The organism is Mucilaginibacter sp. 21P, from assembly GCF_019331605.1.
GTDB lineage: Bacteria > Bacteroidota > Bacteroidia > Sphingobacteriales > Sphingobacteriaceae > Mucilaginibacter > Mucilaginibacter achroorhodeus.
In genome coordinates, this window is record NZ_CP063061.1 from 2,332,932 (window position 1) to 2,353,363 (window position 20,432).

General features: G+C 41.4%; 22 protein-coding genes and 1 pseudogene. 10 read left to right on the top strand and 13 right to left on the bottom strand.

Going from position 1 to position 20,432, the window contains the following annotated elements; all coding sequences use genetic code 11:
• Positions 1-3 precede the first annotated feature (3 nt).
• From INP83_RS10670 to INP83_RS10680, 3 genes are all read left to right on the top strand, one after another.
• The gene (locus tag INP83_RS10670) at positions 4-1,233 is read left to right on the top strand and encodes a glycosyltransferase (protein ID WP_219127453.1); all 1,230 of its coding nucleotides are present in this window, start codon (positions 4-6) and stop codon (positions 1,231-1,233) included.
• Positions 1,230-2,399 (top strand): glycosyltransferase family 4 protein, encoded by a 1,170-nt coding sequence (locus tag INP83_RS10675; protein WP_255563296.1) that lies wholly within the window; start codon positions 1,230-1,232, stop codon positions 2,397-2,399. Before INP83_RS10670 ends, INP83_RS10675 begins: the two co-directional genes overlap by 4 nt.
• A 212-nt stretch (positions 2,400-2,611) precedes the next feature.
• Positions 2,612-3,019 (top strand): hypothetical protein, encoded by a 408-nt coding sequence (locus INP83_RS10680; protein ID WP_219127455.1) that lies wholly within the window; start codon positions 2,612-2,614, stop codon positions 3,017-3,019.
• Between the two features lie 127 nt (positions 3,020-3,146).
• Here the strand turns inward: INP83_RS10680 and INP83_RS10685 are convergent, their stop codons facing one another.
• Positions 3,147-3,560, bottom strand: a complete 414-nt coding sequence (locus tag INP83_RS10685) for a hypothetical protein (protein WP_219127457.1) — start codon at positions 3,558-3,560, stop codon at positions 3,147-3,149.
• A gap of 302 nt (positions 3,561-3,862) precedes the next feature.
• Complete coding sequence (locus INP83_RS10690) at positions 3,863-4,042, bottom strand: hypothetical protein (protein WP_219127459.1); 180 nt, start codon at positions 4,040-4,042, stop codon at positions 3,863-3,865.
• A gap of 117 nt (positions 4,043-4,159) precedes the next feature.
• On the opposite strand from INP83_RS10690, the gene INP83_RS10695 reads away from it, so the two are divergent.
• The 3 genes and pseudogenes from INP83_RS10695 to INP83_RS21180 all read left to right on the top strand — a co-directional run.
• The gene (locus tag INP83_RS10695) at positions 4,160-4,393 is read left to right on the top strand and encodes a hypothetical protein (RefSeq protein ID WP_219127461.1); all 234 of its coding nucleotides are present in this window, start codon (positions 4,160-4,162) and stop codon (positions 4,391-4,393) included.
• A gap of 2 nt (positions 4,394-4,395) precedes the next feature.
• A complete protein-coding gene (locus INP83_RS21175) occupies positions 4,396-4,566 on the top strand; it encodes a hypothetical protein (RefSeq protein WP_255563297.1) in 171 nt (56 codons plus the stop codon).
• 15 nt (positions 4,567-4,581) lie between these two features.
• Positions 4,582-4,932 (top strand): annotated as a pseudogene (locus INP83_RS21180) (lipocalin family protein); the annotation flags it as partial.
• 23 nt (positions 4,933-4,955) lie between these two features.
• Here INP83_RS21180 and INP83_RS10705 read toward each other — a convergent pair.
• The 5 genes from INP83_RS10705 to INP83_RS10725 all read right to left on the bottom strand — a co-directional run bounded on the left by INP83_RS10705 (position 4,956) and on the right by INP83_RS10725 (position 9,768).
• Positions 4,956-5,537 carry a mechanosensitive ion channel family protein gene (locus INP83_RS10705; RefSeq protein WP_219127463.1) on the bottom strand — a complete coding sequence of 194 codons (582 nt, stop codon included), beginning with the start codon at positions 5,535-5,537 and terminating at the stop codon, positions 4,956-4,958.
• A 2-nt stretch (positions 5,538-5,539) separates the two neighbouring features.
• Positions 5,540-6,799 carry a hypothetical protein gene (locus INP83_RS10710; protein ID WP_219127464.1) on the bottom strand — a complete coding sequence of 420 codons (1,260 nt, stop codon included), beginning with the start codon at positions 6,797-6,799 and terminating at the stop codon, positions 5,540-5,542.
• A gap of 81 nt (positions 6,800-6,880) precedes the next feature.
• Entirely contained in the window at positions 6,881-8,446 is a 1,566-nt protein-coding gene (locus INP83_RS10715) for a DEAD/DEAH box helicase (protein ID WP_255563298.1), read from the bottom strand.
• A complete protein-coding gene (locus INP83_RS10720; protein WP_219127466.1) occupies positions 8,443-9,174 on the bottom strand; it encodes a DUF3891 family protein in 732 nt (243 codons plus the stop codon). The genes INP83_RS10715 and INP83_RS10720 overlap by 4 nt, the downstream gene beginning before the upstream one ends.
• 210 nt (positions 9,175-9,384) lie before the next feature.
• Positions 9,385-9,768 carry a hypothetical protein gene (locus tag INP83_RS10725; protein ID WP_219127468.1) on the bottom strand — a complete coding sequence of 128 codons (384 nt, stop codon included), beginning with the start codon at positions 9,766-9,768 and terminating at the stop codon, positions 9,385-9,387.
• 375 nt (positions 9,769-10,143) lie between these two features.
• Here INP83_RS10725 and INP83_RS10730 point away from each other — a divergent pair, with 375 nt between their 5' ends.
• From INP83_RS10730 to INP83_RS10740, 3 genes are all read left to right on the top strand, one after another.
• Positions 10,144-11,196 carry a sensor histidine kinase gene (locus INP83_RS10730; protein WP_219127470.1) on the top strand — a complete coding sequence of 351 codons (1,053 nt, stop codon included), beginning with the start codon at positions 10,144-10,146 and terminating at the stop codon, positions 11,194-11,196.
• Positions 11,193-11,945 (top strand): LytTR family DNA-binding domain-containing protein, encoded by a 753-nt coding sequence (locus tag INP83_RS10735; protein WP_219127472.1) that lies wholly within the window; start codon positions 11,193-11,195, stop codon positions 11,943-11,945. Before INP83_RS10730 ends, INP83_RS10735 begins: the two co-directional genes overlap by 4 nt.
• Positions 11,946-12,023: 78 nt before the next feature.
• Complete coding sequence (locus INP83_RS10740) at positions 12,024-13,844, top strand: DNA topoisomerase 3 (protein WP_219127474.1); 1,821 nt, start codon at positions 12,024-12,026, stop codon at positions 13,842-13,844.
• Position 13,845: 1 nt separating this feature from the next.
• Here the strand turns inward: INP83_RS10740 and INP83_RS10745 are convergent, their stop codons facing one another.
• The 6 genes from INP83_RS10745 to INP83_RS10770 form a co-directional block, all read right to left on the bottom strand.
• A complete protein-coding gene (locus INP83_RS10745) occupies positions 13,846-14,655 on the bottom strand; it encodes a helix-turn-helix domain-containing protein (RefSeq protein ID WP_146271844.1) in 810 nt (269 codons plus the stop codon).
• Positions 14,656-14,677: 22 nt separating this feature from the next.
• Positions 14,678-15,649, bottom strand: a complete 972-nt coding sequence (locus INP83_RS10750; protein WP_146271846.1) for an aldo/keto reductase — start codon at positions 15,647-15,649, stop codon at positions 14,678-14,680.
• A 167-nt stretch (positions 15,650-15,816) separates the two neighbouring features.
• The gene (locus INP83_RS10755; protein WP_146271848.1) at positions 15,817-16,953 is read right to left on the bottom strand and encodes a TIGR03364 family FAD-dependent oxidoreductase; all 1,137 of its coding nucleotides are present in this window, start codon (positions 16,951-16,953) and stop codon (positions 15,817-15,819) included.
• Positions 16,950-18,260, bottom strand: coding sequence for a DUF5690 family protein (locus INP83_RS10760; protein WP_146271850.1), 1,311 nt, complete (start codon positions 18,258-18,260; stop codon positions 16,950-16,952). The genes INP83_RS10755 and INP83_RS10760 overlap by 4 nt, the downstream gene beginning before the upstream one ends.
• On the bottom strand, positions 18,247-18,951 hold the full coding sequence (locus tag INP83_RS10765) for an HAD-IA family hydrolase (RefSeq protein WP_146271852.1): 705 nt from the start codon (positions 18,949-18,951) through the stop codon (positions 18,247-18,249). The genes INP83_RS10760 and INP83_RS10765 overlap by 14 nt, the downstream gene beginning before the upstream one ends.
• A 74-nt stretch (positions 18,952-19,025) precedes the next feature.
• Positions 19,026-19,613: a helix-turn-helix domain-containing protein gene (locus INP83_RS10770; protein WP_146271854.1), complete on the bottom strand. Its 588-nt coding sequence runs from the start codon at positions 19,611-19,613 to the stop codon at positions 19,026-19,028.
• 159 nt (positions 19,614-19,772) lie between these two features.
• On the opposite strand from INP83_RS10770, the gene INP83_RS10775 reads away from it, so the two are divergent.
• Entirely contained in the window at positions 19,773-20,366 is a 594-nt protein-coding gene (locus INP83_RS10775; protein ID WP_219127476.1) for a phosphonate degradation HD-domain oxygenase, read from the top strand.
• The last annotated feature ends 66 nt before the right edge of the window (positions 20,367-20,432 follow it).

Sequence of the window (20,432 nt, forward strand, 5' to 3'; positions counted from 1 at the left end):
AGAATGAGCCTGCCTTATTTTAAGGAATTTGATTGGTTGCCTACAGTGGTTACAGTAGCGCCAAAATATTCAGAACAATCTAAAGATGATCTTTTAGAAAAATCTCTTCCAAATGATTTCCCAGTGCACTATGTTAGGGCTTTTGACAAAAAAATAACGTCCAAGCTTGGGTTAGGTAGCATCGCGCTTCGCTCGCTTTATTATTATTATAAAAAGGTTAATGAGCTGTTAAGCAGAGAAAATTTTGATTTGATCTATTTTTCTACCACTCAATTTCCGGTGTGTGTGTTGGGCGCTTTATGGAAAAAGAAGCTTGGAATACCATACGTTATTGACTTTCAAGATCCGTGGTTTTCCACTTATTATGATGACAAACCTAAAAGTGAACTACCACGCAAGCACTGGTTTTCTTATAGGCTTAACAAATATCTTGAACCCATATCTGTAAAAAATGCGGACGGATTGATAAGCGTATCTGCAAAGTATATTGCAGATTTAAAAGCACGATACCCGGAGGTAATAAATATCCCCACTGCTACAGTGATCTTTGGGGCAAGTGAAATCGACAGGCAAATAGCTTTTGAGAATCAGCATCGTTTTCCCCAACTTTTTGATAAACGTTTCAGAAATTTAGTTTACGTAGGCCGCGGAGGACATGATATGCACAAAGCAATTAATTTAGTTTTTGAAGCTGTAAAACAACTTTTTGTAACTTATCCTCATTATACTAAGATACTTAAGTTGCATTTCATAGGAACAAGTTATGCACCGAAAGGTGCCGGTACTCTCACCATTACACCATTAGCTGAACAATATGGTTTGAGTGAAACGGTAGTGGAGATTACTGATCGTGTAGGTTATTACGAGGCTTTAGCGGCTTTAGATAATGCTGATGCGCTTTTTGTACCCGGCTCGGATGATCCAGCTTATGTAGCGTCCAAACTCTTACCTTTTTTATTCGCCAAGAAGCCTTTATTAGCAATTTTTAATTCTAATAGCCCGGCGATCGAATTACTTACTAAATTTCGAATAAAGGACACTTACATGTTTGATAAGGATAAAAACATTGAAGAGAACGTCAAGAATTTCTTAGTTAGCATGATCGAAAATGCAAATACGGTTCCCGATTATCCGGAAGATGTCACTGAAGCCTACAGCGCAAAGGCTCTCACAAAAAAACAAACTATACTGTTTGATCAAGTGATTAACCACAAAGCTAACGCAACAAGTTGATAAGATTAGCTGTAATTACTACACACCCCATACAGTATTATGCGCCGGTTTTCAAGCTCTTAAATCAGAGGCAGCAAGTAGAGATCAAGGTGTTTTATACACTCGGGAAAATAGCCAACGAAATTGACCCAGGCTTTGGCCAAAAAGTTAATTGGGACATTCCCATACTGGAAGGATATAGTTACGAATTTGTAACAAATACCTCTAAGAAACCTGGTTCTGATCATTTTAACGGAATAATAAATCCCGACTTGCTGACCAGCCTCGAAAACTTCAACCCGAGCGCCTTGCTCATTTATGGTTGGTCTTACTACAGTCATCTTAAAAGTCTCAGGTATTTCAAAGGAAAAGTGTCCGTTATATTTCGCGGGGATTCTACGCTACTTGATAAACAAGGCCTTATAAAATCAATTTTGCGTCATGTCTTCCTAAAATGGGTGTATGGTCATGTTGATTATGCCTTATACAATGGCACTAACAATAAAGCTTATTTTAAAAAGTACGGTATGAAAGATAAGCAATTGATTTTTGCTCCTCACGCGATAGACAACGAAAGGTTTGCTGAACAAAGATCTGCAGAAGTTGAAGCCTTACGATCTGGTCTAAATATCCAAGAGTCTGACATACTTCTATTATTTGCCGGTAAACTTGAGCCCAAAAAGAGCCCGACGTTGCTCCTAAAGGCTTTTTCAACTCTCAATAATCCAAAAGTGCATTTGCTTTTTGTTGGTGACGGAGAGCTAAAGGAAACCATTGTTAAAGACTCATCTTCCATGAAAAATGTTCATTTCATAGGGTTTACTAACCAGGCCGATATGCCAATTATTTATCAAAGCTGTGACCTGTTTTGTCTGCCATCCCAGGGGCCGGGTGAAACCTGGGGACTGGCTGTAAACGAAGCGATGGCATGTAGCAAAGCAATACTTGTGTCTGACAAAGTGGGGTGTGCTGTAGATTTGGTAGAACCCGGTTACAATGGTTTACTTTTCAAAAGCGGGGATATCAACGATCTGTCTGAAAAGCTAAAAAATCTCACGTCTTCCAAACATCTCCTTAAAACCTACGGTTCCAATTCCTCAGAACATATACAAAACTGGAACTTTTTAGAGATAGCAAAAGCAATTGAAACGGTTTGCTTTGCTGTAGGTGATAACTCACCTTCCTAACACACTTTATTTTGTTCTTCTTTCCTGTTATCCCTTTACAGGCAGCCTTTCCCGTTTTCTCTTATTATATTTCTTAATTAGCTACTTGATGTGCAACTGTTAACTGTATTCTCTAACTGTTGTTCCGCTTTCATGTCAAGAGATTTTGGCCATCCTTTGTAACTGAGGGTTAATATCCTCAAATGCATTGTTAGATAGTTAATTTAGAGAAGATGACACGCCTACGGGTTATCAAAATAACCATTATCCTGTTATTTGCTTTGGTTTTACAACCATTCAAATCTAAGGCTCAATCAGGGCAGGGGTGTTATATAGCAAGTCTTAGTACTATATATATCAACAATATACCCTTAACTAATGTATTTTTACTTTCTGGCGCCGGCGCTACCAATTGTCCGGTTGGTTCAACGGCAACAACTCCCGTTTATATTATCTCCGGAAATAGTAATACAGATTGCTTAGTTGTTGCTTCTGCGGGTGGGACTGTTTTGGGGAACGGCAAGTATCGAAATTACGTCACAGCCTTTTGCCCATTGGATGACTATGTCAATTGCATTTTTCTCGTTTTGGCTTTTGTAGTTTTATCAAGGTTTTCAAAAGCAGAATTAAGATCAATCTAATGTTATTGAGCTTCTAAATTGTGTACTATATGATTTTTATTGAAAATAAAAATACGATTGAAATATAACCACCTTTGTACCTCGATTGATAATGGTGTAACAATAACATATTGTTAAATCAGATGAATTATAAAGCCAGATCGAAGCGATTTTTAAAAACTCGGTAACTTAGAAATCCACAAAAGATAAATAAAAGCGTAATGTGGTTATCTAATGGGACGTTACAAGTATTATTACTATCTAACCAAGTTACAACACCGCCATAATTTCCGACTCCTACTACGTCACAAGCTTTATAAGGACTCACAAAATTTAATTGAGAATATAATACTCCACATTGAGGGTCGCCAGTGTAAGTTCTCCGAGCAAATGCACCTGTATTTTTGTACCAGGCATTTGATGTTGAGGGATTAACTGAGGGATTATTTATATTCGGATAAACTGTGTTACCAAATAACAAACAACCAGTTCCGCCTAATGCAGAAATACAAAAACTAATTCCAATAAATGATAACAATATCGGCTTGATTAGCTTAAGCATTGTATCTGCAATTAAAGGGTTAAAACCTAAAAACAAAACAAATGCCCAAGAACAAATCGCATTGAGAAAGCAAGTCCTAAAAGTTGTAAATCGATGGTTCACAGAAGAAAAACCAATGTTTTTTTACTTGCAGAAGCAATGAAAGTTGATAAGCAAGGATAATAAGCCATCAACACAAGTTTTCCATGCAGAATAATTCCCCGGATTGGGATGGTAATTGATGAAAAGTTACCACAGTTTTGTGATTACTTCTCGTGAGATAAGTAGGCTGGTTAACTCACTGAAATAGGAATCTTGTTATTCTATTCACTTCTTTTGATCACGGCGTTATCACCTTCTGCCGGTAGTTCGCCTTTTTGACTGTCGTCGTCTGCCAGATTGTTAGCAATAGCGGTGCGGACATCATCCAAACCGTCAACGCCGTTAATGGCGTTAAGTAATTGCTTTACCTGCTGCGTTGTCGCTTCAAATTGTATGGTCATACTTAATCTAAAAGCAAACTCTGAGCCAGTATATGTTAAAAAAAATCTTTGGTAAAACAATCTTGCTCAATGTTGTTGCTTATTAATAAGCTCAAATAATTAATACCAGCAGATGCCATGGCAACAGAAATAAGCACCACTATTAAAGCAGATAACGGAGAAATGCAAACCTGCGTACTTAAAGAAAAGATCAATAACCAAAACGGAAGATTGGTTTATCGTTTTAAGAACCAGCACACAGGCGTTGAATATTCGTTAGTTAAAGAAGGTGGCAATTGGCGGTCGTTAAATACGAACACAATACCTGAGCCTGTTTTTAACGAACTGTGCAGTTTTGCCAATACGCTTTAAGGATGAAAAATCAGCTATTACTGTTGGCAGGCATTGCAGGCGCTGCTGTTATTGTTGTTAAGCTCTCTTCATGTGTTTCCATCCCTCGGGGCGCTCATGCGGTTAAGCCGTTTGATCAGGAGAAGTACTTAGGTAGATGGTATGAGATCGCTCGTATGGATTTTAAATTCTAGAAAAATCTCGATCACGTAACAGCCACTTACTCAAAAAATGATGACGGCAGTATCAAAGTAGATAACCGCGGGTATAATTTTAAGGATAAAAAGTGGAAGGAAAGTATAGGAAAGGCTAAACCAGTTGGCCCGGTGAATGAAGGAAGATTGAAGGTATCATTCTTTGGACCTTTCTATGCCGGTTACAATGTTATTGAGATCGACGAAAACTATCGTTATGTTTTAATTGCCGGCAATAATCTTAAGTATCTGTGGCTGTTATCAAGAGACAAAACTATGCCTAAAAATGTAATTACAAGGTATCTTAATAAAGCCAAAGAGCTCGGATACGACACTGAAAAACTGGTTTGGACTAAGCAAAATTAAATTTACGCGCTTTGTGTTACAGATTAATCCTTTGATTTTACTTTGCCCTCCGGAATATTAATTTTTTGTCCATCGCGCAGGGCATAAAAATGAGGAGACATGATCTCGATGCCTGCTTCATGAAAAGTGTCCTGTATACATTCGTACAGTCTGGAATATATTCCTGCTTGCTTATTTGGGTGTTTTGTATAAGCGTTTAGTTGATAGCTTACAAAATAATCGTCAAGGCTTACCTGAAAAACAAAAGGTTCCGGTTCAGCCTCAAGTAGATCTACCATCGAGGCTGCTTTTTTCAATAATTTATAAACTTCCCGCCAATCAACATCGTATCCAATCGTCACTATCGTGTGTAAGATCAAGCCTTTGTCTTTAGCTTCACTGCTGTAATTAACGGTATGGCTGTTCATTACAGTGGAATTAGGCACAGATATTATCTCGTTTTTTATGGTACGTAAGCGCGTTACCAATAACGATTTCTCTATAATGTCTCCGCTAACCTCACCAATTTTTACGCGGTCACCAATTTTAAAAGCTCTCATATAGGTAAGTACCAATCCGGCTACGACATTACCTAATGCACCGGCCGAACCAAACGTAAACAGCACACCTACAAAAACTGATACACCCTTAAAATGGGCGAGTCTGAACCGGGCATGTACGGAAATATCACGATCAGCATAAAAGCGAGAATCAATATCCTGATGATCTGATAGGTAGGATTTGCCCAATCTGAATAGAACCCTGGGATCTTTAATGCACCGCGTTCTACTTCAACCTTCAAAAAATGGAAAAAGCGTATAACATACCGAAATACTACAATGAGAATAATTATGGTGATCAGGTTAGGGAGGTATGCCCAAACAGCGTGCATGATTTTCTTTAACGGGTCTGTTGCGTAGCTGATAAGTGTTTCAGAAAAATTATGCGTCCACGGAAAAATCCTGAAAATCACAGGCAGTGCGACGTAAATGGTGATCAGTATCAGTATCCATTTTAAAGCAGTAAGTACATTGATCAAAACAGCAACTTCCCGTTTACTGTCAAAAAGCTCATATCTCCTAATGTGTATCCCTTTTATAACCGATCCTTCGAGGCTTTTTACTTTATTTTCTAATCGCCTGAACAGTTTGCTTAACAGAACAACGATAACCAGCCAGGAGGCTATCACCAACATTGAAAGTGCGATCTCTTTTGTCAACGTTTCCCAACTTGTTTCGTTACGATAATCAATTACTGCTTTATTTATGACGGCCTTGTACTTGTTTGCAAGCTGTATCGGTGTACTATTGAACCATAAGGCATCTTCTTCTGTAACAGATGTTACTATAATGTCCTGATATACCAGGTCAACGGTGGTTTGTGATTTATTCAGTTGAAGGGAGTCTGGTTTAAAACCAAAATCTTCATATAGCCTAACGATACGTTCAGAAATAGCTTTCGCGCGTTCCGCAGGAGTAAAGCTTCCTTGTTTACTATAAACTATAAAGAGTGTATCCAGGAATGGCTTAACAGGGAAACCCTTTACAAAGGTTTTTAGGGAGTCTATTTGTTTTTTTTGTTTAGCCTTTCTAAGCGAATCTGCCGTACGGATCTCGGTAAGCTGTTTAAGTAATTCAGATTTTTTTAGGTTATCTGTTGATTTAAGGGAATTTAATTCTGATTGAAGCTGAATTTTTCGCAGTGAATCTTCTTCGTGTGCAGCCTTTAATTGCTGAAGTTCAGTTGATTGCTTTTCTAATGCAACATTCCTTAACGAATCTTTGCGGCTCCGGATGGTATCTGTTTTTTGATCCTGACTAAAACTTAAAGCAGAGTAGAAAACTAAAAACGAAAGTGACAGGAAATATCTGGTAAAAGCTGCAACCATATTATCAAAACGCTTAACTTCAAAATTGTTTGGATAAGCACGCTTAGCGCCGCTGCCAAGTTTCTAAACTTAAACTTTTAATTACGCTGATAGCGCAGTTGGTTCAACGGTGTTTCTTTTTTGCATCACCTTTGTTACCATGGTTTTAAGTTTGTTTTTATAATCCTGCTTTAGCCAGTCGGTATAGTTTTTAGTAACCTTGCCCAGGCACTTTGCATATTGTTTAATTCGCCAGTCAATCTCTTTCTCCAAATCATCCGTTAAAGCCAGTGCTTCGCTTACCGAGTTGCTATTTTCCATACACATAATGGCATGCTGCCTTACAGATTCTCTGATCACGGTGCTTCCTTTTTGGTTTTCATCAATTGCCTGTTGATAAGCTTGCTGTATATCGAAGCTTAACTGCAAAGTGTTTGGGAATTTAGCTCTCAAGTCGGGAGATATACCGTGTGCCTCGCCGGCGGTCTGGGTATGCAAGCTTTCCGCAAAAGCTTCGGGGCGCTCAAATATCAATTGCCAATCGAGTGGTGCCTGCCACTCGCCAAATCGGTCTGTATTGTTGCCCATGTCAATAATTGAAAATGTCTTTTTATTAGGTAACCGCCTCGCTCCGCGACCTATCATCTGGTGGTAAAGGGTGATAGAGGTTGTAGCGCGATTCAGGATTACCGTTTGTACGGTTGGCTCGTCAAAACCGGTTGTAAGGATAGAAACCGATGTAAGTATAGCATTTTTGGTTTTCTTGAACCATTGCAATATCTCCGCCCGTTCCGTAGAGGATGTGTGGTTATCCAGGTGCTTTATTGCATACCCGGCATCTTCAAAATACTTGCAAACATTTCGCGAAGTAAATATACCGTTGTTAAAAATGAGTGTTTTCTTGTTTTTGCTATGCGATTCGTAGGCGTGCAACAACAGTTCCAGCATGGCAGGAGAGGAGTAGAGCGCATCTGAAGTGCTTATGGTGAAATCGCCGTTAATACCTGTTGCCAACGAATTAAGCTCGACATCGTAACGCCAATTGCTTGGTTTGGCTAAAAAGCCGCCGGATATTAAGTCGTTGATGGTCTCACCAACAATCAATTCCTGGTACGTTTTATACATGGGCATATCAGCATTTGAACTGAAAGGCGTAGCCGTTACCCCAATTACCATTGCATTGGTGAATTTGCCTAAAAGCTTTTGAAAGGAATTATGGTGGGCTTCATCAATTATAACCAATCCTACAGTTGCCGGGTTAACTATGCCATCCTTAATGCGGTTCCTCAAGGTCTCCACCATTGCTACGTAACATGTTGCTGCGGTAACTTTAGGCAAGCGTTTCACCGTGCTGTTGATGGTCTTATTGTTAACGCCTAATTTTTTTAAAACGTTTGATGTCTGGTTACAAAGCTCAATGCGGTGAGTGAGCACCACTACGTTTTGTTGATAATCAGCTATAAATCGTTTTGCTATCTCTGCGAAAACTCTTGTCTTTCCGCCACCTGTGGGTAACTGGTATAACAAGCACGCTTGTTTATCTCTATGCTGGATGCGGTCAAACAGCTTATCTAAGTCGCGTTGCTGGTAAGGGTACAAGTCAGCTGCTTTGTTATTACTATTAACTTCAACTGTATTCTGGTCGTCGTTCATCAACATATCGGTCATTGGTAAAGATTTTTAAAAGTCCAGGTTTTTATAATTGGTTCGCAGTTTTGGTAGGCTGCTTTAAACTCTTCATTGTTTTTGTAAGAAAGTTGTTTTAAGGTTCTCGCCTCACAGAAAATATCGAACACGTCTTGGTGGAACGGCCAGGGAGAAACGGCCAGCGAACCATCATTGTTGGCTGTAAAAGTGTACATCTCACCATCAGGGCCTTTGCTTATCTCAATGGCGCGGCCTTCAGGCTGTATCTGGTTCTGGCATAGCAACAGCGAAAGAGCATCGCACCACTCCAAAAGTTGGTAATCATGTTCTAATTGTTCTGCGGTCAAACCAACAGTTTTTATCCATTTTTTCCGTTGCTTCTGTTGTTCGGTTATAAACTGCTTTATCTCTTTATTGGCACCGGCATCATCGCAAAGAAAATCAAGATGCCGGGAACTCATCAGTGCGATATAGGTGCTTTTGTTGTAAGCTCTTATAATGGTTTCCTGGCAGTGCTGCAGGTCCATTTTTCGCATGGCAAAGTTAAGCGGGCCACCATCTGGGGTAAGCAAGTCGGATTGCGCTAATTCTACCTGTGCGTCATCATGTTCTGCAATAGCTATAAGTGTTTCAATCCATCTGCTGGTTCTAACACTGTGTTGCCATTGCTGTGCTACAGAAGCTGCAAGCAGCCCGTGCGCGCGTTGTGAAATAATTTCCCAGCCTTGTTCGGTGTAATTTACTATCATGCTGATGCACTTGATTTTAGAAGTATCTCATTCGGTAAAGGAAGGGGTAGTTCCTAAAAGCATCGGCTGATATATCGAAACATTTGCCAATGTCATGCCAAAACTTGCAGCTGAACATTAATCATAAAGAACTTGTAACTGCCTGATCAAAATTTCACAAACAAAAAAAGACCGGCACATGGCCGGTCTTGATCATTTATTTGAGGGGTTTTATTCAAAAATGAAATAAGATTTTTTTCCATCCAGGTCAAGTACGCGCACCTGCTTTTCTATACTTTGTTTGCCGGTAGTTACAATCAATGTGTAATCACCCAATTCCAGGTTAGAAATGTTGAATGCTTTTGTTTCCCCGGTTTTTGATGATATGGCTTTCTTAAATAGGTTGTTACCCTCACTATCATTTATCTGCACCATCGGTTCTTTCTCAAGGTTGTCAGTAACAGATACAGTAACTACCATTTTAGATGTTAGCCCATTGATCACAACTGCTTTATCTATGTCGTTGCCGTTGGTTTTAGCAGGTGCAGCGTTTGCAAATAGAGTACCTAAACCTAATACTGAAAATAATGCTGTAATTACGATTGACTTTTTCATGATGTTATGCTTTAAAATTTTTGTTTTCTATGATTTGTTAAACAAAGAAACATAGCAATAACGGATCTGTAAAACGCGATAGACGAGTGTGTTACATAAGTAGATAGGATTGCTTTTTTTCTCTCTACAACCGTTAAATTCGGCTGCTGCGCAATGCTTTTTACCGCCATCTATCAATTTTTACCGTTTATCTATTATTAGAGGCCTTTCGTCGATTATGATTGCCGATACCGTGGCATAATTGCTCTTTTGTCGCTGTGGTGCTGCTTCAAACATGAGATTGAGCTACACTTTAGTTGATTATGCGCCTTGGGTGAGATCGGGGCGCATTTTTTATATATATTAGTCTTTACCAATTATTAGCTTCACTATTTGATGACATCGCGCCGGTACACCAAACTATTTGTATCGCCCCAGTTTTGGGTGATGGTATTTTTGCTGGCCTTTGTTTGTACGCCACTTATATACCCGGTAAAGTTTCCTGTTCAGTTTTGGGTTAAACAAGGCTTTGGTTTTGCCATTTGGAGCGGGGTGTTCTTTTTAAGCGGTCAAGTGCTTGCTCCTAAAGTTATTTTTAAAGGGCAAATATTGTTATCTATCATTATCGTGATAGCCTTGATGATAGGGGTGGTGTGGTTAGATACTAAACTTGATGAAACGCTGCACCTGCAACAAGCTATGGATAAAACTTTCGGTAAAAAGCAGCATGGAACGCCGCATTTAGGTAGTTTTATCACACTGGTTGTTACATTACTTTTAATAGGTATTGGTACAATTGCCGCTGTAGTGCGTCGTTTTCAGGCAGATAAAATCAGGGAACAAGCACTGGAGCAGGAAAAGGTGATCTCAGAACTATCTTTTCTAAAAACACAGATCAACCCACATTTTTTCTTTAACGTATTAAATACCATTTACGCACTCATTGGCAGTAACAACGCCAATGCTGCCCAAGAGTCGGTTTATACACTTTCACACATGATGCGTTATGTGCTTTATGAAACCAAGCACGATCAAACCACGCTAACTAAAGAGATAGCCTTTATAAGTGATTATATCAAGCTGATGCAATTGCGCTTACCCGAGAGTGTGCAAGTCATATTTGAAAAGCCCTCAAATCCTACTGATACCAGGTTATCTCCCATGCTTTTTTTGCCTTATATTGAAAATGCATTTAAGCACGGTGTAAGCTCTCTTTATCCAAGCTACATTTACATCGAACTTGTTCAGATAGATAAAGAGTTGATGTTTGAGATCCGCAACTCGTTATTTAACGAACAGCCGGAGGATAAGGAAGAAAGCAACGGCATTGGCTTAAAGAATACCAAACGCAGGCTTGATCTTTTATATCCCAATAAATATTCCTTGCAAATAGATAAGAACGAAGACGCCCGGGAATTTGTGGTTAAACTTAAACTTGAGTTGCAATGATCATTAAATGTATTGCAGTAGATGACGAGCCTATTGCACTCAATCTTGTAGCATCGTATATTGAGCAAACACCCTTTTTGCAACTTGTGGACAAATGCACAAGCGCCATTGCTGCCCTAAGAATACTTCAGGAAAATCCCGACATACAATTACTATTCTTAGACATCCGCATGGCCGACCTGAGCGGGATGGAGCTTGCCAAGATCATAGACCAGGGTACAAGCAGGAAAGACCGCAGGATAATATTTACAACTGCATATGACCAGTATGCCCTCGAAGGCTACAAAGTTGGCGCTTTGGATTACCTTCTAAAGCCATTTAATTTTGCAGATTTCTCACGGGCTGCGGCAAAGGCATTCGAATATTTTTCGATGTTTGAAGAACAGAAGATCAGCCCCGTAGTGCAAATGGCAAGTAATCAGGTAGAAAAGAACTATATCTACTTAAAAGTTGAATATCAACTGGTAAAGGTTGATACCGATCGTATTTTATACATAGAGGGACTTAAAGATTACGTAAAAGTGTACCTTGATAACGAAGCCAAACCTATTCTTACGCTCACCAGTTTAAAAAACCTTGAGGAGAAGTTGCCCACTGATAAATTTAAAAGGCTTCATCGTTCGTACATTGTTGCGCTTGATAAGGTAAAAGCCGTTACGAAAAACTCTTTGCAGGTGGCAGGCATCACTGTACATGTAAGTGAGCAGTACAGGGATGTTTTTGCTGATTTTTTGCGTGGGTGGGTTTAAATTTTTCAATCATGCAGACTTAACTTTTCAACACTTGTTGCCTCAGCCTGCGCGTTTAGGTAGTTTCGGGGCTGTACTATGAAAGTGATCATTGCCGAAAAGCCGTCTGTTGCCCGCGAAATTGCCCGGGTATTTGGTGCCACCACCAAACGCGAAGGATACATTGAAGGCAAAGGTTATACCTTCACCTGGGCATTTGGCCACTTACTGCAACTGGCACCGCCGCAAGAATATGGTTACTACGGCTGGAACGTTCAAAACCTGCCCATGCTGCCCTCAAAATTCAAACTATCAGTACGCAAAACCAAAACCAGGGATGGCGTGGTTGATGATCCTGCAGCACGGAAGCAACTTGATATTATCCGGTCGTTGTTTGAGGAAGCCAGCGAAATTATTGTTGCAACGGATGCCGGGCGCGAAGGCGAGCTTATCTTCAGATACATCTATTATCATCTTAAATGTAAAAAGCCGTTTAAAAGGCTATGGATATCATCGCAAACAGATGCGGCTATTAAAGACGGTTTCCGTAATCTCAAACCAGGTACGGATTATGATACCCTGTTCTATTCGGCGCATTGCCGCTCACAGTCAGACTGGTTGGTAGGCATGAATGCAACGCAGGCATTAAGCCTGGCATCGGGCAATAGGGCGGTGCTGTCATTAGGCAGGGTGCAAACCCCCACGCTGGCCATGATTTGTGCACGATACCTGGAAAACAAAAATTTTGTCCCCGAAACCTATTACCAGGTGGCGATACAACCCGATAAGGATGGTATAACCTTCAGGGCTATTTGCGACCGCAGATTTAAAACCAAGGAAGAGGCCGATGAGGTTTTGAGCAGGGTAGAAGATGTGGCATCGGGCTTCCCTGACGGTGGACTGGTTTTAAGTGTTGAAGCTAAACCACGAAAAGAACCGCCGCCGCTTTTGCACGATTTGAGTAGTTTACAGCAAGAGGCAAACAAGAAAAAAGGCTTTACTGCCGACCAAACCCTTGCCATACTTCAAAATTTATACGAAAACAAGCTGGTAACATACCCGCGTACCGGGAGCCGTTACATAGGGGATGATGTGTTTGCACAAGTTCCTGATCTGATCAGCAAATTTGAAGATCATGCCGATTTTGGGAAACAGGCCACGTTGTTGAAAGATGCTAAGCTGAGTAAACGAAGCGTAAACGCTAAAAAGGTGACCGACCACCACGCGATACTGCCTACTGGAGAACGCCCTAACCATTTAACAAACGATTCGCAAGCCGTTTATGATATGGTAGCCGGCCGTATGCTGGAGGCCTTTCACCAGGATTGTATTAAGGAGATCACCCGGATTATAATTCAAAGCGGCGAGAAATATCAAGCCAGTGGCACGGTTATAAGCATACCGGGATGGCGGGCGGTGTTTAATGATGCGGATGAGGAAAAGAAAGACGAAGAAAATGCATCGTTACCAAAAGTTACAAAAGGTGAGCGTTTGCCCATCCGCCAAAAAGCGGTTTTAGAAAAGCAAACCAAGCCGAAGCCGTTATACAACGAAGCCAGCTTGCTTAAAGCCCTGGAAACAGCAGGTAAGGATATAGATGACGAGGAATTGCGTGAGGCTATGAAAGAGAGCGGCTTAGGTACGCCGGCCACTCGCGCGGCAATAATCGAGACGCTTATTAAACGATCATACATCAGCAGGGAGAAGAAGAATCTGGTACCTACTGCAACAGGCCTTTCAGTTTACGAAGTGGTAAAGAGCCAACGCATAGCGCAGGCAGAATTGACCGGCTCATGGGAGAAACGACTGGAAGAAATAAGGGGTGGAGCATCCGTCACAGCCTTTCGCGACGAGATAAATGCTTACACGCGGGAAATAACAAGCGAACTGCTTAAAGCAACTATACCTGTTAAAGCTTAGCTTACGCTACTTTTGTTGGTGCGCTCCCGTAATGTTTTTTATAAGCGTGAGAAAAGTGAGATAAGGTCTCGAACCCAAGATCGAGATAGATTGCAGATGGCTTTTGCTGTTTGTGTTCTATGAGGTGCCTGGCCTCAGTAAGTCTGCGTTGTTGCAGCCATTGCCGCGGTGCCATACCAAAGGTTTTGCTGAAATCACGTTTAAAGCCGGCAAGGCTTCTACCGGTAAGTTCTGCAAATTTTTCTATCGGCATATTGAAATGGAAGTGCGTATTCATGAAGCTTTCCAGGTCTATCTTATGCGGTTCCGAAAAGTCGAATAAAAAGCTCCGAAGCTGCGGCATGGCGTGCAGTAAAAGCTTCACTGCTTCACGCACTTTTAAAATACCAATGTCTTTAGTCAACATTTCACTCGAGCTCTCTATGTAAGGCATGATGGACTGGAAAAACCCCTTCAGATATTCGTTAGGCGCGATGAGTAAATTTCTTTCGCCGATGTATTTCTTATCTATCTCTATCTGTTCTTCTAAAGCTATTTTTCTAAGGATATCCTCCTGCAGGGTAATGATAACGGTTTGGTAAGGCTCGTTCGGCAGCGGGCCTTTTTGTATCTCTGCCAGTTGATTCTTACCGATAAGCATCATTTGGCCTTTTTGCATGGCGAGCTTTTGATATGCGGTTTCCAGGCAAAATTGCCCGGAAACCTGCATTACCAAAGTATTGTGTTTAAAGAAACCTATCTTTTCTTTGCGCTTAGTGGCAAGGTAGGCGTAAAATATTATCCCCGGAATAATTTCGGTTGGGTTTACCATGTTTTAAATATATGAAAACAGCTTAGCGTTGCAGGTAAGTGCCACCTAAAATTGCTCCCGGCGCAAAATGAGTGTTCAACAAGGCCATCTCTTCATCGGTAAAGGTAATGGCCATAGCAGCAATATTTTCGGGCAGGCGAGATCTTCGGCTCATGCTCACCAGAGGCATAATATAATCGCCCTGGTGGTTTACCCATGCAATGGCAAGTTGGGTAGGCGTTATTCCTTTATCATTTGCCATTTGTTTCAGCAGTTCAATTTTCTCAAGATTTTTAACAAGGTTCTCACCCTGGAAACGTGAGAAATGATTTTGGTACGCATCTGCAGGAAGCGGGGCCGTCATGTTACCGGTTAGCAACCCTTCGGCGGTATTGGCAAAGGCGATTACCGCAATGCCCAACTCTTTGGCGGTTGGCAATAACTCCTTTTCCATTTCTCTGTCAGCTAAAGAATAACCGATCTCTAAAGCAGCTATCGGGTGGATGCTGTTTGCTTCGCGTAGTTGATCTGCATTAATTTCAGAAACGCCAATGTGGCGAACTTTTCCCTCCTTAACCAGATCTGCTACTGTGCCGATGATATCTGCAACGGGTACGCTACCATCCATACGTGATGGTTGGTAAAGGTCTATAGTTTCTACGCCTAAACGCACCAACGAATAATTGATGAAATTTTTGATGGCTATAGGCCTTAGGTCCATACCTAACCATTGCCCATTGTGAAATATGGCACCGAATTTTACGCTTACGAAAGCGTCTTCCCTGCGGTCTTTTATCGCCTTACCTACCAGCAATTCATTATGGCCTGCACCGTAAAAATCTCCGGTGTTTAAAAAGTTGATACCGTTATCAAGCGCAGCGTGTATGGTGGCAATGCTTTCATTTTCGTCATTTGCCTTGCCACCCCAAACTGATGACATGCGCATACAGCCTAACCCAAGTTTAGAAACCATTGGGCCGCCGCTACCTAAAGCTATTTTTTTAATTGTTGTCATGATCTTATTTGTTTTTGTTTAACAAAGATGCAGCCAATGGGTGATGCAGAATGTCTTGTACGGCTCAAATTACTTGTTCGTAAAGCTCATGTATAAAAGTATAGGCAAACAAAAAAGGAGCTGCCCTTGCGGCGCTCCTTTTAAAATTAAATCAAGTTGGTTATTCACTAAACGGAGCCAGCACGAGCCGCTATCACTTGTTCGCAAAGTCCGAAAGATAGTGTCATGCCGTTACCGCCAAGTCCATTAATGATGGTTACCCCGGGCTCTACATCTAAAATCAGTTCTGTTTTACCATTAGTGAGCTTTGCATAGATGCCGTTCCAGGTTTGTATCACCCTTGTATCCTTTAAGTTTGTAAAGGTTTTAAGGTAATCTACTATCATTTTATTTATAAATTCTTTATCGAAGGGATCATGCACCAATCCATACTCATGCGAATCGCCAACTGTAAGTTCGCCATACTGGTTTTGCGAGACCATCACATGGATGCCCCATTTCAAATATTCTGCATAATGCTCCTCATACCGTGCGCGCAGCGCGGGTAAAGAAGCAGCGGCCTGGAAGCCCGGATAGTGTACCATTGATAAGCTGCCACACAGCGACGGCCCAATGCGCCAGTTATTTGGCTGAGCCGCCATCCGCATCATTTGTAATTTACATTTAGTAATAGGAGTGGCAGCGAATATTTCCGGATAAAGCGTTTCAAACTCGGTACCACTGCAAATGAAGATCTCATCTGCCTGATAGGTTTGATTGCCCGTTTTAACCGTATTTGTTTTAACCTCACTAATGGCTGTATTCCAATGAAAGTTTACACTATGCTTTTCAGCCAGGTATGCAGCCACAGTACCTATAGCCTCGCGAGACTCGATGATCATTTCTGTACCGCTCCAAAGCGCACCTTTCAATCCATTGGTATTCACAGCCGGGGATTTTTGCAGCGCTTGTTCCGCTGTTAGCAGCGCGCAATCTCTTAAAGAGGCATTAACATCAACATATTGCTGCATTACCTGTAACTCATCATCATGATAGGCCAGGTGCAATGAGCCCACTTCATCATGCCAGATACCGGCCTCGCCACAAATCTGTTTCCAAATGCTTCGTGATAGCATGGCGCGATCAAACAATTGCCCGGTAGGTTGCCCTATTGGCCAAACCATACCAAAGTTGCGGATAGAGGCACCAACTGCCCGCTCATTACGTTCAAAAATGTCTACTTTATAGCCTCTTATAGCTAACGCCCTTGCTGTGGCTAAGCCAACTATACCAGCGCCAATTACTATAGCGGTTTTGTTGCTCATACGGTAAATAATGATAAGTTGTTTTTCTCTTTAATGCCTTTACGCGCACTTTGCATGAAATAAATAAGTGACAATGTGCCGCTAATGCCGCCAATGATGGATAATACCAATAAGCCGTCCTTAAAAAATAAATTCCAGCTAATGTGCGGGTTCCCCAGCTCTTTCAGTAACAATACGCTTATACTGCCCAGGTAGCCAATGGCATCGGCAACGTACATAATAAAACCTACGTTACTTTTGTAGTGGAAAGACGCGATCATCCTTTCAAAAAATATGGCATTGTAGGGCACATAGCCTGCGTATAGGCCAAGGCCGGCAATGGTCATCCACCAGATAGGGCTGATAACGCCGGCGTTAAAAAATATTGTTGCCAAACCTGCCAACAGGCAACCGCATATAATAAAAATATGGATAACAGCGAACGCTCTCAGGTTATTTCTGATGAGGATAAGCAGACTGATGCCCGCTAAAACTGCAACAGAGATCACCGAATCGATGCTGGCAAAAATGCCATTGTTTTTAATACCTAATCCGTGCCATATCTCAACTTCAAAGTTATCGCGGATATCACGCATCACGGTGAGTAGAACGTAAACAATAACTGTTAAAATTATACCGGGTAAAAAGCGAATTAAAAAAGCTTTGCGTTCAGCGGCGTCCATCGGTAAGCGCTCGGTACGTAAAGCCTTATCTTCCGCCGTTGGCGCCGGCATCACTTCTAAAAATAGTACAAACAATAGTAACGGGACCACGAAAAAAGCACCGGTTATAAAAGGCATGGTATATTCGCTTACGTGCATGTTGCTCATGATATTGCGGGCAACCGTTTTTACGAACCCCGAAGCAAATATTAAACTGATGGATAACACCGCAGCCATAAATTCGGTAGCCTTGCGGCCTTCCAGGTAACCGAAAACCAGGCCCCATATCATCCCCAGCGGGAAGCCGTTTATAAACAGGCAAATGATGTTATAAGGTGCCGGGATAACAGCAAAGAGGAGCAAAGCAAGCCATGAGATAGCTATGAGCATCAATATACTTTTACCCCGGCTTTTCGATCTCACCTCCGCTATAAACCTAATGCCGTAGAACTTACTAAGCATATAACCCAGCACCTGCGCTATCACCAGCCAGGCTTTGTAATCTACGTGCAGGTACTGATGCCCCGTAAACGTGCCTGCCGCAAACGCTTTTCTGAAAGCATACATGGATGTGTATGCACCAAAAGCAGCCAGCCCGGCCAAAACCGAAGTAAGCCCATAAGGCCATTTTGAAACGCGGTTGCGTAAATGGTTAAGCAATTGCATCGCTCTTTTCAGTAACTATCGCTACAACGTCTGCTATATTATCTATGATGTGGGTAGGTTGATAGGTCTCCAGTTGTTCACGGGTAAAAGCACCTGTCGTAACCGCGATGATATATTTGCATCCTACATTTTTGCCTTCGTTGATATCAACCTCTGTGTCGCCAACTTTTGCAACTTCTGCGGGGTTAGTAACCCCTGCTTCTTTCATAATATAATGGATCATTGCAGGATCCGGCCTGCCGGCTGGCACTTCATCAGAGCATATCATGTAATCGAACAAACCGCGCTCACGCCATTTAAGATTGTTAATGATGCTATCGGCAATAATGCGCGAGAAGCCGGTGTTCAAACCAACCTTGATGCCTTGCTCGCGTAAGTAAAGCAGCGTTTCTTCTGCATTGGGCAAAGCTTCCAGATCGGTTGCATTGCGATAATGATTTACAAGGGTATCTACAAAATATTGATGAATGGCGCTTACTAACTTATCCGTTGATTTATTTGGGTCAGCCTCATGGCGTTCAAGCATGGTTCTTATAGCCAGTTTTTTTTCATAGCCCATTAAAGGTGCTATCTCATGCAATGGAACATCGTAACCATATTTTGCAAGAGACGACTTAAAAGTGTCCATCACTCCGCTTTCATCCGCCACTGTTGTGCCGGCCATATCGAATACCACAAGTTTAATAGGCATGCTAAATTGAATTTTTGTTTAGCAATATTAAACATTGTTTATTAAATATAAACTAAGCTTGTGTTAAGAATACTTTAACCGCTTGCAGTATTCTCAAAAAAGTAGATCACCAGCATGCTTGCTTTACCTTTGCCAATATTGCGGGGGGTATGTGGTATCCGGCCGTCAAAGAGCATGCTGTCACCTTCATTTAACTGATAAGTGGTATCGTTTCCGAATAAGTATTCTACGTCTCCTTTAATTATATACTTGTATTCATACGCCTCTGTCTCAACCAGGGGGCGATGCGCATTGGGTTCAAGCTCAAGTATTACGATGTCGACAGTTGAGTTTTTTATAGATTGGGTAAATATGCGCTGATAACCAAATCCTTCTGCATGCTCTTTCTCAAAACGTTCGTAATCACTTTTGCGCTTTATGATCAGGGGAAACTTTTGATCGGCATGACGGATATCTTTAAAGAACACATTGAGGTCTATATCCAAAGCTCTAACTATATCTATTAATACGATAAGTGAGGGTATGGTACGGCTGTTCTCTATTTGTGATATAAGGCCTTTACTTACATTGGCTTTGGTTGCCAGTTCTTGTACGGTGATGTTTTTTTCGCGGCGTTTTTCTTTGATACGATTGCTTATTTGTATCAGGATATCGTCTTCCATTGCTTAATTAAGGTTGTTGGAAGGCGGCAAAGTATAGATTATAAAAACATAAGTCAAGTAAAAATAAGTTTACAGATGTTAAAAAAAGTTAAGTTATATTTAATCATCTGTGGTTAATAAGCAGTTAACATGTCGTTTTTTCTTTTGTAAGATATTAAGATGGAATTAGAGAAGCTTACCCCGAAAGAAGTAGTAGAAAAAGTTTTTGCCCTGTACGAGCAACATGGTGATGAAGACTACATAGGTGAACCGGTATCGCAATTAGAACATATGGCCCAGGCGGCAGATCTCGCCAAAGCCGAAGGTTACGATGACGAGGTGGTGCTGGCTGCGTTCTTTCATGATATAGGCCACCTGTGCGCAGCAAAGGGAGAAGCAGAAAGTATGGATGGCATGGGAAACGTTGACCATGAAAAGCTGGGCGCCGATTATCTTATAGGCTTAGGTTTTTCTAAACGTATGGCTAATCTGGTGCAGGGCCACGTAATAGCTAAACGTTACCTTACTTTTAAATATCCCGATTATTACGAAAAGCTTTCCCCGGCGAGTCGTACAACATTAAATTTCCAGGGCGGCGTAATGAGTGCTCGCGAGGCCGAAGCATTTGAAGCGGATCCGGATAAGGACCTGATCATCCGCTTTAGGCATTGGGATGATGAGGCCAAAATAGAGCACATTCCTGTAACCAGCATTGATGAGCTGAAAAGGATGGCACTTAACCATCTTCAAAAGAACAAAGCTACTTTACAATAATCAGTGTTAAATTAATTGCACTTGTTTGTAATGAAACCGTTAGTAAAAATGCCCGCTCTTAACATT